This is a genomic window from Deltaproteobacteria bacterium (assembly GCA_020845895.1).
Taxonomy (GTDB): domain Bacteria; phylum Lernaellota; class Lernaellaia; order JACKCT01; family JACKCT01; genus JADLEX01.
The window spans coordinates 22,317-46,341 of record JADLEX010000013.1 but is presented as its reverse complement, the minus strand read 5'-3'; the positions used below and the strand labels follow the sequence as shown (position 1 = coordinate 46,341).

Here is a 24,025-nt window from a genome sequence, read left to right as displayed (position 1 = left end):
TCGTCATCACCGGTATCGTCATCCCCCGTGTCGTCGTCCGACGTATCGTCGTCCGCGACATCGTCATCGCCCGTGTCGTCGTCGGTCACGTCATCGTCCGAATCGTCGTCCGCGGACGAATCGTCGTCGTCATCGTCGTCGCCGCATCCGCACCCCGCGGCGAAAAGAGCCATCGCCGCGACGAGTGCAAATAATCCACGAAAATGAAGCGCGAATACATCCATTGCATTGCCCCCAGGTTGTATGTTGCGGAAATCGTTAACAGAACGCGTTGGGAATGTCTATCGGTTTTCGTCATACCGGGTGCGAAACCGACAGGGCGAGCCCTTGTCCACGGGGGCTTCGAGGGCACGGCACCAGACCCCGTTCACGGCCATGCACGCCGCGTGTTGCGAGCGCGACGTGTCGGCCAGCGGGCAGGCGAACGAACACCAGTCGGGCGGCCGGCGACCCTCAAGCCGGAGCTTTGCGACGGTCTCGTTCAGATCCTCGCCGTCACCAGATGCGGACGTTGACGACATCCTTGAGCGCCACGCGCGGGTTGAGGAAGTTCTCGACGTAATCGCGGTGAACCGGGTCGTCCACGTACGCCTTCACGTCCTCCATCCGCTGAAAATCGACGAAAAACACCACGTCGTAATCGCCCTCGTCGCCGACGTGCTCGGGCACGCCCACGCGGCAGCTCTGCACGCCCTTCACCTTGGGCAGCACGTCGTAGGTCTTCGTCAGCACCTCGTCCGCGCCCACACCCTCGTTCAGCTTGAGACGCACCACGCGTCTGATCATCGTGTCGTCCTTTCCCGCGCGTCAGTCGAACGCCCAGGTCCGAATTCTCGCGCGCACCTCGTCCGCCACGGGGCGGCCGGTCCGCATCATCGTGGTGAACCGATCGAACAGGTACGAGGCGTCGTGGGGTCCCGGCGACGCCTCCGGATGATACTGCACCGAGAACACCGGCTGCGTCCTGTGCGCCATGCCCTCGTTGGTGCCGTCGTTGAGATTGACGTGCGTGGCGACGACGTCGCCGGCGATGGAGTCGAGATCGACCGCGAAGTTGTGGTTTTGCGACGTGATCTCGACGCGCCCGGTGGCGTGGTCCTTCACGGGCTGGTTCGCGCCGTGGTGCCCGAACTTCAACTTGTATGTGCGCGCGCCGAGCGCGAGGCCGATGAGCTGGTGGCCGAGGCAGATGCCGAAGATCGGCTTCTTGCCCACGAGCGCGCGGATCGTCTCGATGGCGTAGGTCACGGGCTCGGGATCGCCCGGTCCGTTGGACAAAAACACGCCGTCGGGCTCCATCGCGAGGATCGTGTCGGCGCTCGTCGTCGCGGGCACGACCGTGACCGCGCAGCCGTGATCGACCAGCTGACGCAGGATATTCGTCTTCACGCCGAAATCCATCGCCACGACCTTGAACTTCGCCTCGGCGGGCGGCTTCTCGCCATAGCCCGTGCCGAGATCCCAACTGCTCTGCGTCCACGGGTACGCGGCGTCGCAGGTGACCTCGCCGGCCAGATCGCGCCCGACGATGGGCGGGTTCGCGCGGATTTTTTCGATCAGCTTCGCCGGGTCGCGGTCCGCCGGAGCGATGATGCCGACGCGCGAGCCGTGCGTGCGCAGGTGCCGCGTGAGCGCGCGGGTGTCCACCTCGGCGATGCCGGCGATGCCCGCGCCTTCTAGGTATTCCTCCAGCGTCTTCGTTCGGCGGTAGTTCGACGAGACGAGGCTGCGCGATCGGACGATGAACCCCTCTGCGAACACGCGGCGGCTCTCGATGTCCTCGTCGTTGACGCCCGTGTTGCCGATGTGCGGGTACGTCATGCACACCATCTGGCCGGTATACGACGGGTCCGTCAGGATCTCCTGATAACCCGACATGGCCGTGTTGAAGACGACCTCGCCCACCGACTCCACGCGCGCGCCGAAGCTCTCGCCCGCGAAAATCCGTCCGTCCTCCAGCACCAACTGCGCGCGATCGGCCATGCCGCTCCTCATAAGGCTCCGCGTATCCGCGATGCGCGGAAAATCCGCCGTGTTTCGACCGGGGACGCAGCTTACAACACGCCCCCAAAAATGGGAACGTGACGCGGGGCAGAGGCGGAGCGGGAGATCGGCGTCGATTTCCAACTTCGATCATTGCCCGCGCGGCCGAAACCGGGTAGTGCTTCGCGCCGTGACGACGTCATCGACCAGCCCACGCGTCGCGCCCCTGGTGCACATCGCGCTCTTCGCCGCGCAGTTCGGCTTCGCGAGCATGTCCGTGGTGGCCAAGGGCGTGATGGAGCATGTCCACCCCTTCGCCCTCGCCGCCACGCGCGTCGCGCTCTCCGCGCCGATCCTGCTGCTGCTCGCCTGGCAGGTCGAGCGCGTCCGTCCCACCGCCCGCGACCTGCGTTTTCTCGTGATGCTCGGCATCCTCGGCGTGTTTCTCAACCAGCTCCTGTTCATCGTGGGACTGCGTTACACGACCGCGACCAACGCGGGCATCATGGCGCCGTCGATCCCCGTCTTCGCGGCGGGCGCGGCGGTCCTGTTCGGCATCGAGCAGCTCTCGTGGACGCGCTTCGCGGGCATCGCGCTAGCCGTCGCGGGCGCGCTCGCCATGCTCGACCCGTCGGGATTCGAGCTCGGCGGCCACGGCCTCGGCAACCTGCTGATCTTGGCCAACTGCGCGGCGTACGGAACCTTTCTCGTGCTCAACCGGCCGATTCTCAAACGCCTCGGGCCGCTGACGGTCTTTGCGTGGAGCACCGTGTTCGGCGGCGCGGCGGTGCTGGCCGTGGCGGGCGGCGAGCTCGCGCGGCTGCCGATCTCGGAACTGCCGCGTTGGGTGCCGTTCGGCATGCTCTACATCGTCGTGGTGCCCACGATCATCTGCCACTCCATCAACATCTGGGCGGTGGGCCGCTCCACTCCGTCGCTCGTCGCGGCGTACACCACCATGCAGCCCGTCATCACGGGGCTGGGCGCGGCGATCTGGCTCGGCGAGCGCGCGCACTGGCGCGAGGGCGTGGGGTCGCTGCTCATCATTTTGGGTCTGATGATCGTCAGCCGCGCGAAGCCGAAAGAAGCCGCCGCAACGGACTTCGGACCCTGACCGCCGCCCCGACCCACGCGGCGAGCAGCGGCACCAGCGACGCGCGCCCGGGCAGGCCGACGAACTCGCCGAGGTTGTAGGCGGCGAAGCGCTCCTCGAACGATACGAGCGACCACGCCCGCGCGGCGAACAGGGACGGCGTTTCCCCGAACATCGGATAGTTGTTGATCGAAGTCTGCCCCGCCGAAATATTCGTCCAGATGTACTGGGCGAGCGGATTCGTGACCTCGGCCATTTGCGGCGCCCACGGGTTGACCGCGCTGACCATGAGTTGGATGGCGACGCCGATCAGGACCAGCAAAGCGATGGGCGCGCGCGTCGCGGCGAATCGGTCCCACACGGGCGCGATCGCCGCCGCGAAAAACGGCATGGCCGGCATCAGCAGGCGCGGCCCCACGCACCATCCGCCGTGCCACGTGGCGTAGGATATGTTGAACAGCAGGCTCGCGAGGGCGATCACGGTGATGACGAGGGCGATGTCGCGCCAGTCGCGGTTTCGCCAGAGCAGCGCGATTCCCAGCGGCGCGATGGCGAAGACCGGGCTCATCCACAGCAGGCCGCGCACGGGCAGCACCGTGATGGCCGCGAGCACCGACAGCGACGGCGGGACGAAGACGCCCATGACCGCACCCGGCGTGTTGAAGACCGGGTTCTGGTACGCGTAGCTCGTGACGAAGGGTGAGCCGAAGGCCGCGAGGTTGTACGCGCCGAGGAGCAGGGCGGTCGGGACCGCGCCCGCGAAGAACCACATCCATCCCCGCACGGGCGTCCTGCGCACGGCCATCATCGCCATGATCGCGACGATGCCGATGAGCGCGATGGGCTCGGTGCATTCGGCGTAGCCGACCGCGCATCCCGCGAGGGCGCACCACGCGCCACCGCGTTCCTCGCCCGAACGCGAGACGGCGTACGCGGCGATCACGTAACACGCGGCCACGAGCACCTGCGCGTTCGCGGCGGATGAATACGGAAACAGGATCGAGCCGAGCGCCGAAGCAGCCGTCGCGGCGAGCGACGCGCCGGGCGAAAACGCGCGGCGAAGCCAAAGATAGAGCAGCGCGGCGGCGATGGCCGAGACGAGCGACCACGAGAACGCGGTGACGAGATGGACCGCCGCGAGCCCCGACGCGAAGGTCGCGAACGCGCCGGGGACGATCAGGCGATAGAGCGCGTACACGGGCACGGCGATGAGCCCCGCGCCGGGGTTCTTGGCGGCGTAGAAATGCCCGCCGAAGCTCGACCAGTCGCCGGTGTTGGCGACGAAGTCGTCGATGCGGATCGTGCCGCGTTCGACCACGGCGCGCACGAGGTCCCACAGCGCGTTGCCGCCCCAGTTGCCGCCGTGCTGGAAGTAGGCGTAGGAGACCCACGCCGTGGCGAACACCGCGAGCGCGATGCGCCGGTCATCGGTCGATGCATCGAGGAGCGCCGCGCCCGTCATCGCGCTAATGGCTGCGCGCCGCCGAGGCGATCTGCTCCGGCGTCGCCAGCGTGGAGAGCATGGGCAGCGGCCAGTCGTGGCGCGTCGCGCGCTCCAGCACGCGGGCCGGGGCGACGATCGCCGCGAGTCGGCCGTGCTCGATCGCGCCCGCCAGCGCCGCTTCGTCGGCGAGCGACGCGAGGCGCTGGGCGCCGTAGCCCATCGCCGCGAACGAGACGCGCTTCGATTCGTCGAAGGGACCCAGGAAACGCACCCCGCAGTGGTGCCACTCGTTCAGCCGCCGTGCGAGCGACACCGCCGCCGAGATGTCGTGATCGGTCTCGACGTAGAGGCCGACGTGCGGGCTGGTCAGGTCGGCGGGCTTCTGACGCACGTGCGCATTGAGGAGGGCCAAGACCGGCTGCTCGCGCAGAAGCGCGGCGAGCGCGGCGGCGTCGAACACGTCACCGGGCTTGTAGAGCGTGCCGAACACCGAGCGCACGAAATCCAGGTCGGCGCGGGTGTCGATGGAAAGCCGCCATTTGCCGTGCGTCGCGGGGTCTGGTTTGGGGTGGATCACCTTGAACTCGGCTTCGTGCCGCCGGATGTACCACGTCACGTGCTCGCGGTCGGGGCCGTTGTCGCCGAGTTCGCGCGCGCGAAGGAGGGCTGCAAGCGTCACGGCCTCCGCGCCCTCGTACGCACCGGGGATCTCGGGATCGGGCTCGGCGTAGTCCGCGTTCGCGGCGACCAGCTCGGTCACGAGGCGGTCGGTCATCTTCGGATCGATGAAGGGCGAGTCGCCGCAGATGCGCACGACGATGTCGAGGCCGAACTTCTGGGCAGCGTCGATGTAGCGCTTCTGCACGTCGTTTTCGTCGCCCGCGAAGGACTCCACGCCCTCGGCTTTGGCGAAATCGAGCAGCTCGGCGTCGCCGGGCTGCGTGGATGTGGCGATGACGATGCGGTCCAATGTCGTACAGCGCTTCAGGCGATCGAGAATGTGGCCGAGCAGGGGACGGCCGCAAATGTCGGCGAAGACCTTTCGCGGAAAACGCGACGAACCCACGCGCGCCTGAATGACGGCGCCGATTTTCATTCCTTTTTGCATTTTCATCTCTCCCCCGCCGGGCCCGCGCGGCGCGGCGATTCGTACCTTGCTCGTGTCGTTCAGTGCATGTTTAATGTCAAGGCTCGCGTTCACGCCGTTCCGAGGGGCAGTTTTCTCGTGATCATTTTTCGTGTCAGCGCCGGGCCGAATTCGAGCCTGCGGCGATGGTGGCGAAGCGTGCCGCTCGCCGAGGCCGCCCGGGCAATGGGTGTCGAATCGCGCTTCGTCGTCGCGGGTTCGCTCCCCGAGGGCGCATCGGACATCGATTTCCCGGTGTCCGCTTCGGAGGCGACCGGTGTCGAGGCGGTGGACGAACTCGCGGCTCTCGCGCGCGGCGAGGATGCCGTGATCGTGGACGACGCGGAGTTTGGCACGGTCGATTTCGCGCGGCTGCGCCACGTGCTCGATCGCATGCCGTTCGCGGTGATCGCCGACCGCAACCCGGCCTACGTCGCCGCCACCGCGTTCGTGAATCCCAACGCTGACGCGCCGCTCGCCGGGGCGGTGGCGACCGCCGAGGCGCGGCTGGTGTTGGGAGCGCGCTTCGCGCCGATCCGCGCCGACATTGCGCGGGCGATGACGCCCGACCCGCCGCCCGAGGGCGCGCCGCCGCGTCTGTTGGTCGCCGCCGGTGCATACGCCGACATTGCCGCGTGGGAGCGACTCGCATCGCTCGTGGCGGGCGCGAAATCGGCCTTCGAGATCGACACCGTCGCCGCTCCCGGTGTCGATGCCCGAGGCGTGGCCGAGGCGCTCGCGCGCACCGGACGTCCCGCGCGGGTGCTCACCGGCGAAGCGGGGGTCATCGGCGCGATCACCGGCGCGCAGGTCGCCGTGTGCGCCGCGCGCTGGACCGCGCTTGAACTCGCGTGCCGAGGCGTGCCCGCACTGTACCCGAGCGACGATCCCCACCTGCGCGCCATGGCCGAGCTGGGCTGCGGTTGGGCCTCGCCCGACGGCGAAACGGCATCGCGCCTCGACCTGTTGCTGACGAGCACGCGCGCCCGCGACCGCATGACGCAGCTCGGGACGCGGTTCATCGACGGCGCCGGAGCCGAACGGCTCTTCGAGAAACTCGCCAAGTACCTCGCCTTGCCGGTCAAGCCGCCGGATCGCCATTGAATGTCCCCGCCGCGACGTGGGTCCACCGGGTGCGCGCGCGCATGCGTCTTGCGCTCGGGGCCGAGGCCCGCACCATCGAGTGGCGCGTCGTGCGTCCCGGCGAAGACGGCACGCCGTGGGGCGAGGTCGCCCCTGATGCCGAGCCTTTGCGCGAACACGCGATCCACCTCGCCGAGGATCTCGCGCAGGCGAAGCCGGGTCTCGTCGTTTTTTCGGGGCATGCCCCCACGCGCTGGCACGATCTGCTGGACGTGGTCGAGAACTTTCGCATCGCGGGCGCGGCGGTGTGGCTGGTGACGGGGCCGCACGTCTTCAATCCTCAGTCCGCGCCGATCATCGCGTATCACTTCACGCGAATTCGCCTCGTGCTCCCGGCTTTGCCGAGTGAAGACGAGCTGCGCCGCGTGCGTCTGCTGACGGGGCTTTGGCCGCGCGGTCCGGTGGACGCGCTCTTGCCCGCGAACGCGGATGACGAGGTGCGCCGGGAGTTGCGGTTCGCGGGAGTCGCGCGGGTGATCGAGGGCACGGGTGTTCCGCGAGCTGGAACGATCGTCCACGCGAACTTGCGTGTGGATCGGTCGCGTTGAACCGCGCAGCCGAGGGCGGCTCTGCCGCACGACCCGCGAGGATCAGCGCTAGGACAGCAGCAGCACGAGGATGCGGTCGATGGCGTTGCGCACGCCGCCGACCGACGAGCCGGGACCAGGGTTGTTGACCATCATCGCGAAGGCGAAGGGTTCGCCGCGCGGGCTCCACGCGTAGCCGGCGAGACAGATGACGCCGCCGACGTAGCCGGTCTTGGCGCGTACGCGGCCGTCGAGCGGCGTTCCGCGAAAACGCTTGCGCAGGGTGCCGTCGGATCCCGCGACCGCCATGGACTCGACGAGTTCGGGGAAGACCTCGGGACGGTTCGCCGCCCATGCGAGAATGGCGACGAGCGACGACGGCGTCTGACGATTGAGCTTGGACAGGCCCGAGCCGTCGGCGATCACCACACCCTCGCGCCACAGGCCGTTACGCGTCATGAATTCCTCGACCGCCGCCGCGCCCGTTTCGCGCGAACCCTGCGCGCCCGACGCGTGCGCGCCGACGGCCTTGAAGAGCTGTTCCGCCGCGAAGTTGTTCGACCAGCGCATCATGTAACGCACGATGAGCGACAGGTCGCGGCTCTCGTGGCGGAACAGCACTCGCGCCCCGGCGGGGACCTCGCCGCGCCGCGCCGCGCCCGCCACCTTCACGCCTTCTTTTTCGATGAGCGACTTGAAGGCGGCGGCGGCGAACTCCGCGGGCTCGCCGACCGGTTGGAACGTCGTCCATGGTTCCGCGCCCGCCGCGATCTGGCCGGTCACCGTCGCGGTGCGCCCCTCGACGCGCATCGACAGCACCGACTTGCACTTGGCGCAGGTCGTCACCTGATTGTCGAGTTGGTAGTAGCTGTTGTCGGGCTCCAGCGTGACGTGCGCCTTCGCGCCCTCGTCCGACGCGGGGGCCACGTGCGCCTGCACGGTGTTGTAGTTGAAGGCGAGCGCGCCCATGGGCTGCGTGTACGAGGCCGGGCTCGCGTAGTTCCACACGTCGCGGCCGTACCAGCGCTCGGGCGAGAATCGCGAGTCGTCGGCGATGACGTCGCCGGTCACCGCGCGCACGCCGTGGCCCCACACGCGGTGCGCGATCAGCCACGTCTCTTCGATGGTGGTCGAGGGATCGCCCGTGCCCTTCACGTAGATGTTTCCGTTCACCGTGCCGTCGGCGGACATCTTGCCGTCGATGTAGATCTCGGTCTTGAACTGGTATTTGGGGCCCAGCACATCGAGCGCCGCGGCTCCCGTGACCACCTTGTTGGTGGACGCGGGGATGAGCGGCTGGTCCGGGTTTTTCGAGAGCAGCACGCGTCCATCGGCCAGGCTCTGCACGACAATGCCGACCTTCGCCCCGGCCAGCTCGGCGCTCCCCAGCACGCCCTCGACCGTGGTGGCGCTCGCCGCCGCGGGACCCTTGTCCGCAGGCTTGGCCTTGGCCTTGGCCTTGGGCTTGGCCGCCGCCGCGAGCGACGCGAACACGAGCACGATCATCACGGCCGCGCACCAGCGACGCGGCGAAAAATTCCTCATCACGCACTCCCGAATTTTCGCGAAAACACGCGGTCGCATCCTACACGCGCGCGTCGCGGTCGGCCAGAGGGCGACGCGGCGGAGCCGGGAAAATCGATTGACGCCGCGCTCCACCATGCGAAGACTCAAACGATGCGTCGACCGTTTCGTCACTTCCTGTTCGCCGCCGTCCCCGCGATCGCGCTCGGTCTCGCCGTCACGATCGCTCTGACCTGGCTGGAATCAAGCGGACGGATTGCGACCGAGCGGCTCGACGACGCCTTGGTGCATGCGCCGGTCCAGGTGGTGAAGAAGGCATGGACGACGCGCGGCGCGCGGTGGGTGATTTCGAGGCAGGGCGGACTTGTCGAAAGCACGGTGCCCGTGCGCAAACGCCCCGGCACGTTTCGCCTCATGATCGCGGGGGAGTCGTTCGCACAGGGTTCACCGTACGTGCACCACCTGCAGGAGACACCCGGCCACGGCGGCATCGGCGACTGGATGCGGGCGGAACTCGAAGCGCGGTTCCCGTCGCGGACGTTCGAACTCGTCAACGTGGGCGCGGCAGGGGGAATGTCGATCGTGGTGCGCGAGGTGGTGCGCGCGGCGCTCGTCGTCGAACCCGACCTGCTCGTCATCGGCATGGGCAACAACGAGGGGTACGTCTCGCGCGTCCCGATCAGCGACGCCCTGCACGAGTGGGTCGTGTACCGCGCGATGAAACGCAGCCTCATCCCGACGCCGCGCACCGAGGAACGGCCGTATTTCACGCCACAGGACTCCGACACGCAGGCCGTGGTGCGAGGATTCCGGGAGAACGTCGTCGCGATCCTCGATGCGGCGCAGGCTGCTGGAGTTCCGGTCGTGTGGATGACGCTGCCGATTCACTACCAGTATCGCGGCATCGATCCGGGCCAGGGCGATCGCAGCTACGTGTTCCCCGAAGACGACGTGTATTTCGCCGAGGGCGCAAAAGCCGCGGCGCGTGGCGACTGCGCCGAGGCCGCGCGGACCTATGCGCGCAGCCCCCATCAGGCCTACGCCGCGAAGTTGACGGGGCAGTGCCTGGAGGAGGCGGGCGAATACGGGGCGGCGCTCGATACCTACCGCGTGTACGTCGAAAACCTTCCGATGAACCGCACGCGCCCGTCGTTCAACGCATTCGTGCGCGAGACGATGCGCTCGCGCGGCGTGCCGCTCGCCGATCTCGAGACCGCCGCCGAGGCGATGTCGCCGACCGGCATCACGCCGCCGAGCCTGTTCAAGGATTCCTGCCATCTCACGTGGAAGGGCTACTACGAAATGTCGCGGGTCGTCTTGCGAGCGACGCTCGAAGCCGGTCTGGTGCGCGGCGCGCCGGGCGAACCGCTGGCCGCGCCGGACCGCGACGCGCTCATCGCGCGGATGGGCTGGCAGGACCTCTACGGCATGCCGTGACGGCGCGTCACTCGAGCGAGAGGTATCCGTAAAAAACCGCGCCGCCCGCCAGGTATGCCGCGTGGATGACGTTCGCGTCGTCGATGGCGAGCGTCACCGAATCTCCCGCATCGCCGACGTCGTCCACGATATAGGACTGCCACGTGTCGTTCGCGCGGATGGCGTAACCGAACGATGTATCGTCGGCGTCGTAAAACGCCAGATGCGCGAGTTCGGCGATGGGGGCATACACGATGGCCGCGCGCGTCGGCTCGCTCAGGAACGACGCCACGCCCTCGCTCGTCCACGACGCGCCATCCTTATACGCGTAGCGGATCAGCCCCGTGTCGGCGTCGGTGTACGCCGCGCGGGGGATGTTGTCGGTTCCGATGAACAGGTCGATCGTCGAGCCGTCGGAGGGCGAGGTGTCGATCGGTTCGATCTGCCAGTCGGACCCGACGAGCCAGGCGATCTTCGCGTCGAAGGTGCCGGTCTCGCGGAAGGCGATGCCGACCAGCGAGGTCCCACGTGCGGCGATGGCCACCGGGGAAAACGCCGAAACGCCGGCGATCGTCTCCAGACCATCCGCGGGTGTCCAGTGTTTGAGCGCGGTCCCGTCCACGAAGGCGACATGCGGCACATCGTTTCCGTCCACCGCGATTGCGACAGGGACGTCGCCCGGCGAGGCGATCGTCTCATCGTTCCAGTTGGGGTCCCGCGTCGCGTGGCCGACATCGCCGTCCACGGCGAATGCGACGTGCGGCGTGGCGTCGGACTCGAACGCGAGGGCAACCGAAAACGCGGCCGCCGAACCGGAAACGGCCTGGGCGAACTGCCACGCCGCGCCGGGTTTGGCCGCGTAGGTGACGCCCCCGTCGGCGCTGTCGCCGTAAACAATCGCCGATCCATCGCCGTCGTCCCATGCGACATCGGCGCAGCGCACGGTCGAACCGGTGTCGTCCATGATCCAGCTCGTCCACTCGCGCCCGGCGTCGGTCACGTAGCTGAGGATTTTGGGCGAGCTGGCCTCGTCGACTCCGTAGTAGCCGATGTGGAAATGCCCCGCCTCGTCCACAACGCCGTCGGCCCAATTACCGAAACCACCCTGATCGCCGACCTTCTGGTAGAGCCACGGACCTTCGGAGTCCGTCATGTAGAAGGCTTCGGTGGGTCCGCTGAACACGACATGCATGTGGTCGTGCCGGTCGAAGAACAGGTCGTAGGAATTCGTGATCGAGTCGTAAGGCAGATCGGGGTCCTCGGGCTGCCACTCGTCGAGGTCCTCGTTGTAGACGCTGTGGATGAAACGCACGTCGCTGTAGATGTAGTAGATCGCGTGGAACGCGCCGTCCGAATCGACGGCGATCGAAGGACGATCGGCCATGAACATGCCGGAGTAGTCGTGCATGAGGGCCTTGAGCCACCCGATCCCCGTGCGGTAGGCATAGCGCGGCTTGTTGTCGTCTTCGTACACGATCATCGGCGTACCGTTGTGGACCGCCATGTCGTAGCGCGTAATCGGGCCGACCAGCGTGGCGACCTCCTCGTCGGTGTCCACGCCGTTGTCGCGCAGCCGATACATCAGCCGCGACGTGTTGTTCACGCAGTCATATTCGACGTAGGCGACGTGGAAGATGTCGCCGTTCGCGATCACGACGGGTCGCGACTCGAAGTAGTGCTCGTGGTCGGCCAGAAGGATTTCGACATCCCATGTGGGGTCGTTTTCCGAACCGATGGCGACATCGGCCACGTACTCCGAATCGCCGAGACACGACAGCGTGTGCCGCTCGTGCATTCCGAGCACCACGTGGCGGCGGCCGTCCGTGTTGTGAATCCAGTCGGGCGAGACGTGCCCCGACGCCTCGTCGACGACCGTGGCGACGCCCCAACTGTCCTCGCCGACCCGCTGCGCGAAATTGATGAAAAAGTCCTCGGGGCCGGTGCTGTCGAGGTACACGATCTGTGCCATGCCGTTGTCGTCGAGGTCTGTGATCATCGGCCGCGCGACGGTGCCGACCTCGGCCACCGTTTCGGTCACGAGCTTTCGCCGATAGACGCCCGCCCTGAGTTCGCCCGTGGCCTGATCGTGGTACAGGTACGCCGGCGTCGCGTCGGGGGCCCGCGCAACGGCCAGCGGACCGAAGGTCCCCGCTTCGAGGTCGTCGAACTCCCACGAACCACTCTGATTCGTGGCGAATCCCAGAGCCGTCTCGGTGCGATATCCCAGTTGGACGTGCCCGTCACCGTCCACGATCACGCCCGGATCGCGGGCCGGTTCGTTCACGACGGTCTGCGACGACCAAACGCCAGAGCCCGCCGCCCGTTTGGTCAGTTTGAGCCGCTCGAACGAGACATCGTAGTACGCGATATAGACCGCATCGTCGCGTCCGATCGCGATGGATGTGTCCCATCCGACGTTCCACGTGGTCAGGTCGGCCTGCTGCGCCGCCCATGTGCCGGTTTCGTTGCTGAGGTGCAGCAGCCGGCCGTTCGTCGCGTCGTAGCAACTGATGTGCGCGAAGCCCTCGGAGTCGAGTGCGAGGTCCACATGGCGGCCGACGTTGCCCTCGGATAGCACATTCTGGATCGACCAGGTGCCGCTCTTGTTGGTCGCGTAGCGCAGGTCGCCGTTCAGTTCTTCGTAATACGCGATGTGCAGGTCGCCGTTCGTATCGCCCGCCATCGCGATGTCGGAGCCGATCTCACCGTTCGCGTCGACCGTTTCGTGCACGCGCGTGCTCCAGACGTCGCGGATGAGGTCGAGCGATTTTTCGACGGGATTGCGGTACGCAATGTGGACGATTGTGGTCTGCCCGCCGAGACCGAGCGACACGATCGACGGCGCCTCGGCGATCACGCCGATGTCCTCGGCGTTCACCCCGAATCCCTCTTCCCACTTGTACGCGATGAGCGAACGCCCCTTGATCGCCGCCGCGTAAATCAGGCCGTCCCAGTTGACCGCGAGGTCGAGGCCGTCCCTGCCCGGCGATCCGCCGGCGACGCGTTCCGTCTCTAAGTGCAGGCTCGTGGTGGTCGTGGTGCTGGTGGTGGTGACGATCGTCGTGGTCGTGGTGGTCGCCGTGGTGTCGTCATCGCCGGTATCGTCGTCGATGTCGTCGTCCTGCGTGTCGTCGTCCTGCGTGTCGTCGTCCTGCGTGTCGTCGTCGACATCGTCGTCGTTCACGTCGTCATCCGGCGGGGCGGTGTAGTCGTCGTCCTCGTCCGCGTCGTCGTCGCCGCCTCCCCCGACGCGGCCGGAATCCTGCGTCTCGCCGCCGCCGCAGCCGCACACACACGCGGCCAGCGTGAACATCGCCATGACCAAGTACGCCCGGACCAATCCCGTTCGAGACATCGCCGACTCCACCCGCGAAGCGTCGATCGACGGTCACATTTTTCCAAGACGCGCATTCAAGAAGGGTTTCGTCTTCGCCCTCTTCGTCGGAAAAACTATCATGAACGCCGGTCGTGAATCAAATTGAGATTTTGAGGAGTGCGCGGACGGTAATGAAGGTCACCCAGCATCCCTGTCGGATGTCATGATGGTCGGGGATTCGGTCATGCTGGACTTGGTTTCGCGTTTCCCGAGCGTCTCAATTCCTCGTTGACCCTCTCTACGGCAGAACGATAAGGTCGAACGATGGACGAAGCCGGAAAACCCCGCGCCGATGTTTCGGAATCCAGACCCGACCCGACCGGCGACCTCGCACGGATGCGTGTGCTCATCGCCAAGCTCTCGCTCGGCACCTTCGGCCAGAGCTTCACCGCGGATGAGGTGCGTCTGCTGGCCCGCATGCGCGCGGACCGCGAATCGATCCGCGAGATCCTGCAGGCCGAAATCGCCCGCGTCGAAGGATCGAGCGAGATCGGACGCGAGCGGATCGACAATCTCGTGCGGATGATCGAGAAGATCTGCCGGTAACGAGCCGTTCCATTCGGTCTTCGGGTCGCCACGGATATTTCTAGGCAGGTTCGGTCGGATGTGTTAATCGATTCCTGCGTATTTTTGGGCGCGTCCGGACGTGCCGACGTCAAACGAGGAGCCGAATTCATGTCGCGATGGATCTTGACGTGCGCGCTCGCCGCGTTTGTGCTCGCCGCGCCCGGCGCGTCGACCGCCGCCGCCGAAGGGCGGATCGCGGGCGTCGTGACCGATGCGTCGTCGCTCGTGCCGATGCAGGGCGTCGAGGTCGACATCGAGGGAACCGAACGCACGACGCTGACCGACGAGGAAGGTGCTTATCGGTTTGAAAACGTGCCCGACGGCGAATACGTGCTCGTGTTTTCGTCGAACGGTTACGAGCCGGTGAAGGAATCGGTCACCGTGTCCGGCAAGACGGCGACGCGCAACGTGGATCTGAAACCGGCGAGTGGCGAGTTCACATTGCAGGAGGTGGCCGTCACCGCGCGCAAGGAGATCGCCGACGTCGCGAAACAGAGCGTGTCTCGCGAGGAGATCATGACCATGCCCGGCGGGGGCGGCGACGCGGTGCGCGTCGTGGAGTCGATGCCCGGCGTGGTGCGCAACCCCGTCAGCTCGTTCACGATCGGCCCGGCGATTCGCGGCACCAGCCCCGAGGACAGCCGCTACTATGTGGACGGGTTCGACATTCCGCAGTTGTTGCATTTCGGCGGGTTGCAGACCGTCATCAACTCGGAGTGGATCGAGTCGCTCGACTATTACGCAGGCGGGTATTCCACGAAATACGGCAACGCGATGGGCGGCATCGTCGAGATCAACACGCGGCCGCCGAACAACGAAAAATTCTCCGGCGTCGCGGACATCACGAACTATTCCAGCTTCGTGCTCGCCGAAGGCCCGTTCGACAAGGACGGCGCGTGGAGCGGCGGCGCGGCGGTACGGCGCAGCTTCATCGACTTCATCCTGCCCGAACTCATGCCCGACGATCAGGGCGCCTTCACGGTCGTGCCGCGCTTCTACGACTACCAGGCGCAGGCGGCCTGGCGGCCCAACCCCCGCCACTCCATTCGCCTGTTCGCCTACGGCTCCGACGACGCGTTCGGGCTCGTCAACAAGGAGGCGAACCAGGAGCAACCGACGGCGGATCAGACCTTCGAATTCGAAACCTGGTTTCACCAACCGTCGCTGTCGTGGACATTCACGCCCGACGCCTCGGTCACCAACCGGCTCGCCGCCGCGTACAACATCCAGAATCTGTCCATCGCCGTCTTCAAGGACACGACCTTCGACATCTCGGGCACGGTCCCCGTGGTGCGCGACGACCTGACTTGGAAGATCGCGCCGTGGAGCACGCTCGCCGTCGGCGTCGAGGGCATGGCCGGCGAGTTCCATGTGACCGCCGACGTGATTCGCCCGCCCAAGGAAGGCGACCCGAGCGCCAACCTGTTCAACGAGCGGTCGTACCGCTACGACGAGACGCTCTCGCTCGGCATCTTCGAAGGCTACATCGAGGACTCCGTCAAGATCGCCGACACGGTGATCCTGACGCCGGGGGTCCGGGCGACGGCGGGCACGTTCTATAACGAAGATATCGAGGTGACGCGGTCGTCGTTCGATCCGCGGCTTTTTACGCGCGTGTTCGCGACGAGAAAGCTCACATTCAAGGGCGCGGTCGGCGTTTATCATCAGTATCCGCAACCCGACGAGTTCCTGCCGCCCTTCGGCACCGACCAGGTCGATCCCGAGTATGCGGTCAGCTACAACGGCGGGGCGGAGTACGACTTCGGCGAGGGATGGTCGCTCGACGCGCAGGGCTATTACAAGCAACTCGAAAACCTCGTCGCGGGCACGAATGCCGACGACCCGGAACCCTACAACAACGAGGGTATCGGGCACGTGTACGGCGCGGAACTGCTCGCGCGCAAGGAACTGACCGACCGGCTCTACGGCTGGCTGGCGTACACGTTCACGGTGAGCGAGCGGCGCGATCAGCCCGGCGACGACTGGCGGTATTTCGATCAGGACCAGCGGCACAACGCGGTCGTCGTGGCGTCTTATCGGCTCGGCGAGCACTGGCGCGTCGGCGGGCGCTTCACTTACGCCACGGGGTTGCCTTTCACGCCGATCGAGTCGGCGCTTTACAACGCCGACACCGATTCCTACGTGCCGCTCTACAGCGACAAGATCAACGAAGAGCGCGACGACGACATCCACCAACTCGACGTGCGTGTCGATCGCGCGTGGGAGTACACGAACTGGCAGCTCACGGTCTATCTCGACCTGCAAAACGTCTATTTTCGCAAGCAGCCCGTGGGCTACATCTACAACTACGACTACACGCAGCGCGAGGCGCTGTCGCTGCCGACCTTCTATCCGACGCTCGGCGTCGCGGCCCGGTGGTAGGGAGGTCCGAGATGAAACGATTTGCACCGATCCTGGGTCTCATGACGGCGATGTTGGTCGCCGCGTGCGACGTTCCCGAATTCGATCCGCCCAGCCGTCTGACGCAGGATCGCGTCATCGCCATCAAGACCGAGCCGCGAGAGGCCGCGCCCGGCGACACGGTCACCATTACGGGTGTCGCCGTGACGATGGACGGCGAGCCGCTGTTGGAACCCAAGACGTGGATCGTCACCGGAATCGCGAGTTTCTCGGCGGGCGAGCAAGGCGAGGAGATTCCCGCGGGCGAGCTGTACATGGAAGCGCCCGGGCTGCCGCCGTTTTCGTTCACCGTGCCCGAGAATCCGAACGAATTCGAACAGAAATTCGGCATTCCCTACGATCCGGAGGGCACGGTGCTCACCGTCGCCATGGCCGTCGGCGATCTCGAGGACAATCCGCTTCTCGCGCTCAAATCCTTCATTGTCATGGACGAGCCGGCGAAGGAAAATCCGGTGTTCAACAAGATCGACGTGCTCGTCGACGCCAAGCCGACGGAGCCGGGCGGAGACGGCGTGACGGTCGTGGGCAACGAGGGGGCCATCAAGCTGATTGCCGACGTGGATTTCCCGACGCGCGGAGACAACGTGACCTTCCACTGGTACACGGCCACCAAGGGCATGGAGTTTTCGGTCGAAAAGGCCACCGAGTGGCGGCTGCCGAAGAAGGCGGGCCGATATCACGCGTGGTGCGTCGCGAGGGAAAACAGCCCTTCGATCATCGCCGACGGCGAGGTGCGCATCCAGAGCGCGGGTGTGGACTGGAGCCATGCAATTATCGAGGTCACGTCCGGAGAGTGAAATGTCCGTGGATCTCGGATCGGGACTCCCGGTTTGGGCCGTACCGACCGATTGACAGGATGTGCCACAAGCGATTTGATGCATGTGGACATCGTTCCGGCGCGTGTGGTGTCGGGCGCGGAATTTCATGAAGGTGACCGGCGTGGGGCAATCGGTGCGGCATTCGTCGCGCGGGCAGGGAACCCCCGCCCATGACGTGGAGAGTTTGCATGAATATGAATGGTGGTGACCTGTATCGGACGCTTCAGTACGAGATCCGAACCCTGTCGCGGGAGATCGAGGCGATCGACTACCAACTCACCGAGAAACGTCGGGCGCTCGAACTCCTGAAAGAGGTGGCGGGCAAACTCAAAGTCTTCGAGGCGTCCATGCCACGCCGGCGCACGAAGCAAAAAGTGACGCCGATGATCTTCGCCGCGCTCAAGGGCAAGAAAAAGCCCATCGAACCCAAATTCATTCTCGAGCAGCTCGCCGGCGCCGGGTATCTCGGCTCGTCGGCGGTGGTCTACGCCACGCTCGGCCGCCTCGTGCGCAAGGGTTTGCTCGTACGCGGCCCGGAAGGCGGCTACATGCTGCCGGCGTGACACGGTCGGAATCTGCCGCGGCCCGAGGCTGACACAGCCGGAATCTGCCGCCGCCAGAATCCGACGCTCCACGGCGGTTCCCCTATTGCCCGTTTCGCGAGGCGGATGGTACACATTCGCCCCGGGGCGCCCCACGTTCGAATCGTCGTTTCACGGGGCGAGGGGGATTCACCGATGCAGTCGATATCCGTTCGATCGGGCACGCTGGCGCTGTTGGTCGTTCTTTTTGCCGCGTTACTCCTGGCCGCGCCGCTGACGGCGCAGTGGTCCGAGCCGGTGTCGTTCGACACCAACGCATCCAAGTCGATGAAGCTCAAGATTCCGGAGGTGGCGCTTTCGGAAAGCGAAACCGCGGATCTGCTCGCCGGCAAGCCGATTCCCCGCCTGCTCGAAGGCGAAGGCGGTCTGAAAGAGGGCTGGATGCGCCTTGTCGTGCCCTTCGAGCCGCCCACCGTCTGGCGCGTCATCACCAACGTCGAAAAATTCGACCTCGAGTCCGAGGAGTTTCCCTCCAACGGCTCGATCACGACCAAGAAGCGCACATTCATGCCCTACACCTTCGACTGCGCGCCGTGCGTCGAGGGCGGCAAGTTCTACATGTACCAGCTTCTGGTCATGCCCTTCGTCGATCCGCGCCATTTCACGCTGGAGCGTCACAACAACCGCCAGAGCTTTCCGTGGGAGAGCACCTGGAATCAGGTCCCCGGCATCAAGTGCCAGGACAAGATGAACCCGGCCGTCGAGGAGTTTCGCAAGGGCGCGATTCTGACCGAGAAGAACACGGGCACGTGGCACGTGGCTCCGCTGCCCAAGGAATGGGTGAAATCGCGCGAAGATCTGCTCAAAACCGACCTGATTTACTACGTCGATTCGAATCCCGGCGGGAATCTGGCGGCGATTCTGCCCGTGGTGAACAAGGCGACCAAGGTGGCGCTGCCGGCACTGGCTGACAACGTTCTCTTCCACTGCCGTCGCTGGGAAAAATTCGCCACCCAGCATCATCCCGACGATGTGGCGAAGTGGAAGCAGGAATTGACGGACTATCGCAAGGCGGTCGGCTTCACGCAGTGACGAGGCCGGCGACGACGCGCGGACTCTACCGGGATCGAGGCGAACATGGGAATTCTGCGGAGAATCGGACGAGGGACGATGCGCGTCGCGGTGCTCGCGATGTTGCTCGCGGTCGCGGCCTGCGGCGGCGGTGACGATTCGGCTGACGACGACTCGAGCGCGTCGTTGCCCGACGACGACGCGACTGACGACGACGTTGCCGATGACGACGACGCGACCGGCGACGACGACACCTTTCCGCCCCTTCCCGATGATGACTCGGATGACGATTCCGATGACGATTCCGATGACGATTCCGATGATGACTCCGATGATGACTCCGATGACGACGCGGATGACGATTCCGACGACGATGCCGATGACGACACCGATCTCATCGACATCGACATCCCCGAGGGGTGCAATCCCTTCGCCACCAGCAACGAATGTCTGCTGCCGTACCCCAGTGCGTTTTATCAGATCGACGATCCCACGACGCCGACCGGCAAGCGCGTGAACTATCCCGAGGACGCGGTGGAAATGCGTCCCGGCAAGTTTTTCGACGTGACCATGATCAATACCGCGGACGGCTCCTCCCCCGCGTCGCCGATCCTGTTGCACTTCGGCCGCGATGTGGATCCCGACGTGCTCACGAACATTCACGAGATGGAAGAATCCCTCACGCCCGGCAATCCCGTGGCCCTGTTCAACATGGACAACGGCGAGCGCGGGCTGTGCATGGTCGAAATGGATATGAACCGGCGCAGCGGTTACGACGGCCGCTACGCCATGATCGTCCGCCCGATGGAGCCGATGCAAAACGGCGCGCGCCACGTCGTGGTGCTGACCGACCACGTCATCGGAGCGGACGGCGAGCCTTTCGAATCGCCCCCGGCTTTCGCGGCGCTGCGCGATGATGTCCTGACGACGAACCCGATCATCGAGGGTGTGCGTTCCGATTACGAGGACATTTTCGACTTTCTGGACTCGAAGGACTACGACCGCGACGACCTGCTGCTCGCCTGGGACTTCACCGTGGCGAGCGAGGACTACATTCTGGGCAGCGTGCTCTCGATGCGCGACGCCACGCTGGAACAGGCCGCGAGCACCGGGTTCTCATACACCCTGACGCTCGTGCAAAAGGATCCGAACGCGAATCTGGCCTACATGGTGCAGGGCGATTTCACCCCGCCGAACTACCTGAACGATGACAGCGAGTTCAACTACGACGCCGACCATCATCCGACCCTGCAGGGGCCGCGCAGCTACCCGTTCACGATGATTATTCCGGCAAAAGCCTACGACGGCGAGCCGCTGCCGCTGGTCGTGTTCGGCCACGGCCTGTTCGGGTCGGGGCGCTCGTATCTGGCGGGTTGGGGTGCGAGTATCTTCCAAGGGCTCGCACAGGAACACGGCGTGGTGATGATCGCGACGGACTGGATCGGCCTGTCCGAGGGCGACCTGGAACTCATCATCGAGGAACTGCTGCCCGACCTGAACCGCATCCGCCTCGTGACCGACCGCCTCCAGCAATCGCTCGTCAACAACCTCGCGATGACCGAGATGGCGCTGGCCGACCTGCAATTCGACGATCAGATCGACGTGGGCGATCACGCGCTGCTCGACGACACGCGCGTCTACTATTACGGCGTCAGCCTCGGCGGCATTCAGGGTGCGTCGTTCGTCGCGATTTCGCATCGTCTCGAGCGGGCCGTGCTCGCGGTGCCCGGCGCCGTGTGGTCGAACCTGCTGTCGCGCTCGGTGAACTGGCTGCTCGTCAAGACGCTCATGGACGTCTTCTATCCCGACCCGCTGATCCAGCAGATCGGCATCACGGTCATGCAGTCGCTGTTCGATCACGCGGACCCGGTGAACATTTCGCAACTCATGTACCGGCGTCCGCTGCCCGACGCGCCGGAAGAACGCGTGGTGCTGCTGCAGGAATCCATCGGCGATTCGCAGGTGCCCAACATGTCCACCGAGGTGCTGGCGCGAGCCATGGGGGCCGACCTGTTGTCCCCCGCGATCTACGACGTCGTGGGACTCGATGGAGTTCCCGCTCCGACGACGATTCCGACGATGACGCAGATTTATCTGGTGGATCAGGCGCTGGCGAATTTCCCGCCCGATGAAAATGTGCCGCCCGGCGGCGACAACGGCGTGCATTCCGACGCCGTGCTGCTGCCGCACGTCCTGGATCAGGCGGCGACGCTGCTCGATACGGGCGTCATCCAGCAGTATTGCTCGGGGCTATGCGATCCGGACTGAGGTTCGCCCCTCACCCCGTCTCGCTTTACTCGCCACCCCTCTCCCGTCATGACGGGAGAGGGGCCGGGGTGAGGGCCTCTCACATCTCCTCGTACGCGAGTTCCAGATGGATCGAGCCCGCGTCGCATGTGACGGGCACGGCGACGACGGGCAGCCGGTTCTGGTGGGCGATGACGTGCGCGGGACCGACGACGACGGAGGGGATCGTCATCTCAAATTTGTATCCGAGGTCTCCCAGCGAATTCTTGGCCGAGCCCATCACCATGTTGGCGATTTCCCCCGCCATGTTGATCACGGTTTCGTCCACCTCGGTAAAGGTTTCGCCGAGCATTCGGGACGTGATCGCCATGATGGTTTCGTTGGGGAACGTGATGGCGAGCGAACCACGCACGCGCGCGCCCGACAAGCCGATCAACCCGCTCACGTCGCCGTGACCGGGATCGTCCCGTTTCAGAAACGGCTTGCCGACCTCGGCCGGTGTGTTTGCCATTTTCGAAAGGACATCGAGAAAGGCCGCCGGAAACGCGTTGATGAATTCGGCTTTCATGGAGCCCTCCGGCGGCGGCGCCGCCCGGATCGAGTCGAACTAGTCGGCCAGCGGATCGATGATTTCCCCAACGCCGTTTTCCAGGTGCGTACGCAGGAAGTGCGCGATCTGCTCGCGCGAGGCATCGCCCATCGCGTCGCCGACGAACATGAGCTGGTGCTCATCGGTGTCATACTGGTAGAAGCCCGACCCCTCGTGCGGACACGACGCACGGGGTGTATCGGCATCCCAGACGAAAGGCTCAAGCTGCGGCCAACCGCCCGCGCGCGCGAAATATCCGCCCGACGCGCCGCCCAGCGTGTAGTCGTCCGACGCGCCCATATGCAGCACGTCGGGGTCATGCCCTTCCATGCCGTCGAGCGGGTCGTCCTTCACGTGGTTCAGGTAGTTCGCGGGGTCGCCGGCGTCCAAAATGTTCTGAAGCAGCGCGCCGATCGCATACACCGAATCCACCAAGCGCAGGCTCGGGATCTGCTCCTCCAGGTCCTCGATGACGTCCCGGAACGGTTCGACCACCGGTCCTTCGAGCCCGATCGTCGTGTATTTCGCGCCCGCCATGCCCATGACGAAGGCGTCGATGTCGTCCGCCAGCGCGGCGAAAATGCCGCCGTGAATCGTGCCGAGCGAATGGCCGAAGTAGTACTGCGCCTGGCCGTCCAGGTCGGGCGTGCCGTCGCCGGCAGCCTGCCCTGAGCCTGCCGAAGGGTCGTCGCCGAGCGGCACGGCGTCCGGCGCTTCCATGGCGCGCAGGGCGTGCGCGAGCCACAGGTGGTCGGAGATCGTCTGGCGGATGTTGTCGCGCCAACGCAGCGGCGACAGAAAATCGAAGTAGCACAGCGCCACCGCGAACTCGAAATCGCTTTCGGGCGCGCGCTCGCCGTGGCAGACCGCGTCGATGCCCGCCACCGCGAATCCGTTTTCGCCATAGAACGACCCGACGTGGTCGGAATAGACGTGACCCTTCGACGAGATCGCGCCGTGCGCAAAGATCACGATCGGCCACGGCTGACCCGAGGGATGCGCGTCCGCCGACGGCAGCGACAGCACCACGGTGATGTCCTCATAGCTTTGCACCACCGGCTCGCCGCCGTCGAATTCCCACACGCCGTCGCCGTTCTGAAAGATCGGCACCGACAGTGTCGCGGTGGCGAAGGCGTCGAGATTTGCATCGCCGGTCGGCGAGATCACCCAGTTCGTCAACTCCGGCGGATCGTCCTCGGCCATCTCGTCGAGCTTCTTGCGCACCGCGTTCATGCCGCCGGTCGCGTCGAGCGTCGTGAAGTCGGCGATCGAAAGCACGCTTTCCGGCGCGACCCCCATGTCCGCGAGCCGCGCCAGATCGTCCGCGTAGCGCGCCGCGATGCCGCGATCGCCCTCGCCCTCGGTCGCGAAATACACGTCCTGCATCGACCGTGACGCCCGGTAGCAGCCGCCCGCGATGGGTGTCAGATTACGCGTCGCGACGAGCAGGTAGCGGGTGCGTTCGCGCAGCGGCCACCATGGCGTGAGACGCACGCTGCGTTTGATCCATTCGGCGTTGACGCGCGCGAACTCGCCGTCGTGCGGGCTGGCGGGATCGGCGACCATGAGAAAGATGCCGTCGAGCGCGCCCGGGTCGGTGATGTCCGGCAACGTGACGGGATCGACCTCGTCGTGAACGGGCACGTAGATGCTGCCGAGGGTCGAAAAACCGTCGAGCGTGTTGACCGCGTCGAAGATCCAACCGAGCGAGGCGACCATGCCGATGGGCCGTGTGACGTTTTCGTTGATCGACACGCGCATGCCGGTCGCGGTGGAATCGTCGGGTGTGGTGTAGAGATTGTTCGGGAATGGAACGGTGAAGGGGCCCTGGCGAATCTGAAAGTCGAAGATCGGGCCGTCCGGGCAGCTTTCGGGATAGGCGGGGCCGGTGTCGTCATCCGCATCGTCGTCGGGCAGCGGCGGCCACGTGTCGTCGTCGCCGGTGTCGTCATCCGAATCGTCGTCCGCCGTGTCATCGTCCGCGTCGTCATCGGCATCGTCGCCTGTTGCGCCGGAGTCCGACGAAGGCGAATCGTCATCGTCCGCGCAGCCAAGGCCGATTACGCCGAGCGCCGCCGCCAGGAGCACAAAAATGATTGGTCGAAATTTCCCCAACACGTGAAGCTCCAAAAAACCCC

General features: G+C 65.7%; 20 protein-coding genes. 10 read left to right on the top strand and 10 right to left on the bottom strand.

Annotation, left to right across the window (positions count from 1 at the left end; all coding sequences use genetic code 11):
• The 4 genes from IT350_01550 to carA all read right to left on the bottom strand — a co-directional run.
• The coding region (locus tag IT350_01550; protein ID MCC6156706.1) for a hypothetical protein at window positions 1–224 on the bottom strand (224 nt) is incomplete at its 3' end.
• A 57-nt stretch (window positions 225–281) separates the two neighbouring features.
• Entirely contained in the window at window positions 282–521 is a 240-nt protein-coding gene (locus IT350_01545) for a hypothetical protein (GenBank protein MCC6156705.1), read from the bottom strand.
• Window positions 496–786, bottom strand: coding sequence for a Dabb family protein (locus IT350_01540; GenBank protein ID MCC6156704.1), 291 nt, complete (start codon window positions 784–786; stop codon window positions 496–498). The genes IT350_01545 and IT350_01540 overlap by 26 nt, the downstream gene beginning before the upstream one ends.
• Window positions 787–807: 21 nt before the next feature.
• A complete protein-coding gene (gene carA, locus IT350_01535) occupies window positions 808–1,983 on the bottom strand; it encodes a glutamine-hydrolyzing carbamoyl-phosphate synthase small subunit (protein MCC6156703.1) in 1,176 nt (391 codons plus the stop codon).
• 190 nt (window positions 1,984–2,173) lie between these two features.
• Here carA and IT350_01530 point away from each other — a divergent pair, with 190 nt between their 5' ends.
• Window positions 2,174–3,097 carry a DMT family transporter gene (locus tag IT350_01530; protein MCC6156702.1) on the top strand — a complete coding sequence of 308 codons (924 nt, stop codon included), beginning with the start codon at window positions 2,174–2,176 and terminating at the stop codon, window positions 3,095–3,097.
• On the opposite strand, the gene IT350_01525 is transcribed toward IT350_01530, so the two are convergent.
• Window positions 3,048–4,538, bottom strand: coding sequence for a hypothetical protein (locus IT350_01525; GenBank protein ID MCC6156701.1), 1,491 nt, complete (start codon window positions 4,536–4,538; stop codon window positions 3,048–3,050). The two genes, IT350_01530 and IT350_01525, sit on opposite strands and share 50 nt — an antisense overlap.
• A 4-nt stretch (window positions 4,539–4,542) precedes the next feature.
• On the bottom strand, window positions 4,543–5,628 hold the full coding sequence (locus IT350_01520) for a glycosyltransferase family protein (protein ID MCC6156700.1): 1,086 nt from the start codon (window positions 5,626–5,628) through the stop codon (window positions 4,543–4,545).
• Window positions 5,629–5,745: 117 nt separating this feature from the next.
• On the opposite strand from IT350_01520, the gene IT350_01515 reads away from it, so the two are divergent.
• Window positions 5,746–6,750, top strand: coding sequence for a hypothetical protein (locus tag IT350_01515; GenBank protein MCC6156699.1), 1,005 nt, complete (start codon window positions 5,746–5,748; stop codon window positions 6,748–6,750).
• Window positions 6,747–7,337 (top strand): hypothetical protein, encoded by a 591-nt coding sequence (locus IT350_01510; GenBank protein MCC6156698.1) that lies wholly within the window; start codon window positions 6,747–6,749, stop codon window positions 7,335–7,337. Before IT350_01515 ends, IT350_01510 begins: the two co-directional genes overlap by 4 nt.
• Before the next feature lie 48 nt (window positions 7,338–7,385).
• Here the strand turns inward: IT350_01510 and dacB are convergent, their stop codons facing one another.
• Window positions 7,386–8,861, bottom strand: a complete 1,476-nt coding sequence (gene dacB, locus IT350_01505; GenBank protein MCC6156697.1) for a D-alanyl-D-alanine carboxypeptidase/D-alanyl-D-alanine-endopeptidase — start codon at window positions 8,859–8,861, stop codon at window positions 7,386–7,388.
• Window positions 8,862–8,993: 132 nt separating this feature from the next.
• Between dacB and IT350_01500 the strand changes: the two genes are divergently transcribed.
• Window positions 8,994–10,277: a hypothetical protein gene (locus tag IT350_01500; protein ID MCC6156696.1), complete on the top strand. Its 1,284-nt coding sequence runs from the start codon at window positions 8,994–8,996 to the stop codon at window positions 10,275–10,277.
• A 7-nt stretch (window positions 10,278–10,284) separates the two neighbouring features.
• On the opposite strand, the gene IT350_01495 is transcribed toward IT350_01500, so the two are convergent.
• Window positions 10,285–13,611 carry a hypothetical protein gene (locus tag IT350_01495; GenBank protein MCC6156695.1) on the bottom strand — a complete coding sequence of 1,109 codons (3,327 nt, stop codon included), beginning with the start codon at window positions 13,609–13,611 and terminating at the stop codon, window positions 10,285–10,287.
• Window positions 13,612–13,896: 285 nt separating this feature from the next.
• Here IT350_01495 and IT350_01490 point away from each other — a divergent pair, with 285 nt between their 5' ends.
• The 6 genes from IT350_01490 (at window position 13,897) to IT350_01465 (ending at window position 21,319) form a co-directional block, all read left to right on the top strand.
• The gene (locus IT350_01490; GenBank protein MCC6156694.1) at window positions 13,897–14,178 is read left to right on the top strand and encodes a hypothetical protein; all 282 of its coding nucleotides are present in this window, start codon (window positions 13,897–13,899) and stop codon (window positions 14,176–14,178) included.
• 129 nt (window positions 14,179–14,307) lie between these two features.
• Window positions 14,308–16,581 carry a TonB-dependent receptor gene (locus IT350_01485; GenBank protein MCC6156693.1) on the top strand — a complete coding sequence of 758 codons (2,274 nt, stop codon included), beginning with the start codon at window positions 14,308–14,310 and terminating at the stop codon, window positions 16,579–16,581.
• Window positions 16,582–16,592: 11 nt separating this feature from the next.
• Window positions 16,593–17,417, top strand: a complete 825-nt coding sequence (locus IT350_01480) for a hypothetical protein (protein ID MCC6156692.1) — start codon at window positions 16,593–16,595, stop codon at window positions 17,415–17,417.
• A 209-nt stretch (window positions 17,418–17,626) separates the two neighbouring features.
• Window positions 17,627–18,001, top strand: a complete 375-nt coding sequence (locus tag IT350_01475) for a hypothetical protein (GenBank protein ID MCC6156691.1) — start codon at window positions 17,627–17,629, stop codon at window positions 17,999–18,001.
• A gap of 174 nt (window positions 18,002–18,175) precedes the next feature.
• Entirely contained in the window at window positions 18,176–19,072 is an 897-nt protein-coding gene (locus tag IT350_01470) for a hypothetical protein (GenBank protein MCC6156690.1), read from the top strand.
• Between the two features lie 45 nt (window positions 19,073–19,117).
• Complete coding sequence (locus tag IT350_01465; protein MCC6156689.1) at window positions 19,118–21,319, top strand: hypothetical protein; 2,202 nt, start codon at window positions 19,118–19,120, stop codon at window positions 21,317–21,319.
• A gap of 79 nt (window positions 21,320–21,398) precedes the next feature.
• Here the strand turns inward: IT350_01465 and IT350_01460 are convergent, their stop codons facing one another.
• Both IT350_01460 and IT350_01455 read right to left on the bottom strand, forming a co-directional pair.
• On the bottom strand, window positions 21,399–21,866 hold the full coding sequence (locus IT350_01460; GenBank protein MCC6156688.1) for a chemotaxis protein CheX: 468 nt from the start codon (window positions 21,864–21,866) through the stop codon (window positions 21,399–21,401).
• A gap of 39 nt (window positions 21,867–21,905) precedes the next feature.
• The gene (locus IT350_01455; GenBank protein MCC6156687.1) at window positions 21,906–24,005 is read right to left on the bottom strand and encodes a hypothetical protein; all 2,100 of its coding nucleotides are present in this window, start codon (window positions 24,003–24,005) and stop codon (window positions 21,906–21,908) included.
• Between the last annotated feature and the right edge of the window lie 20 nt (window positions 24,006–24,025).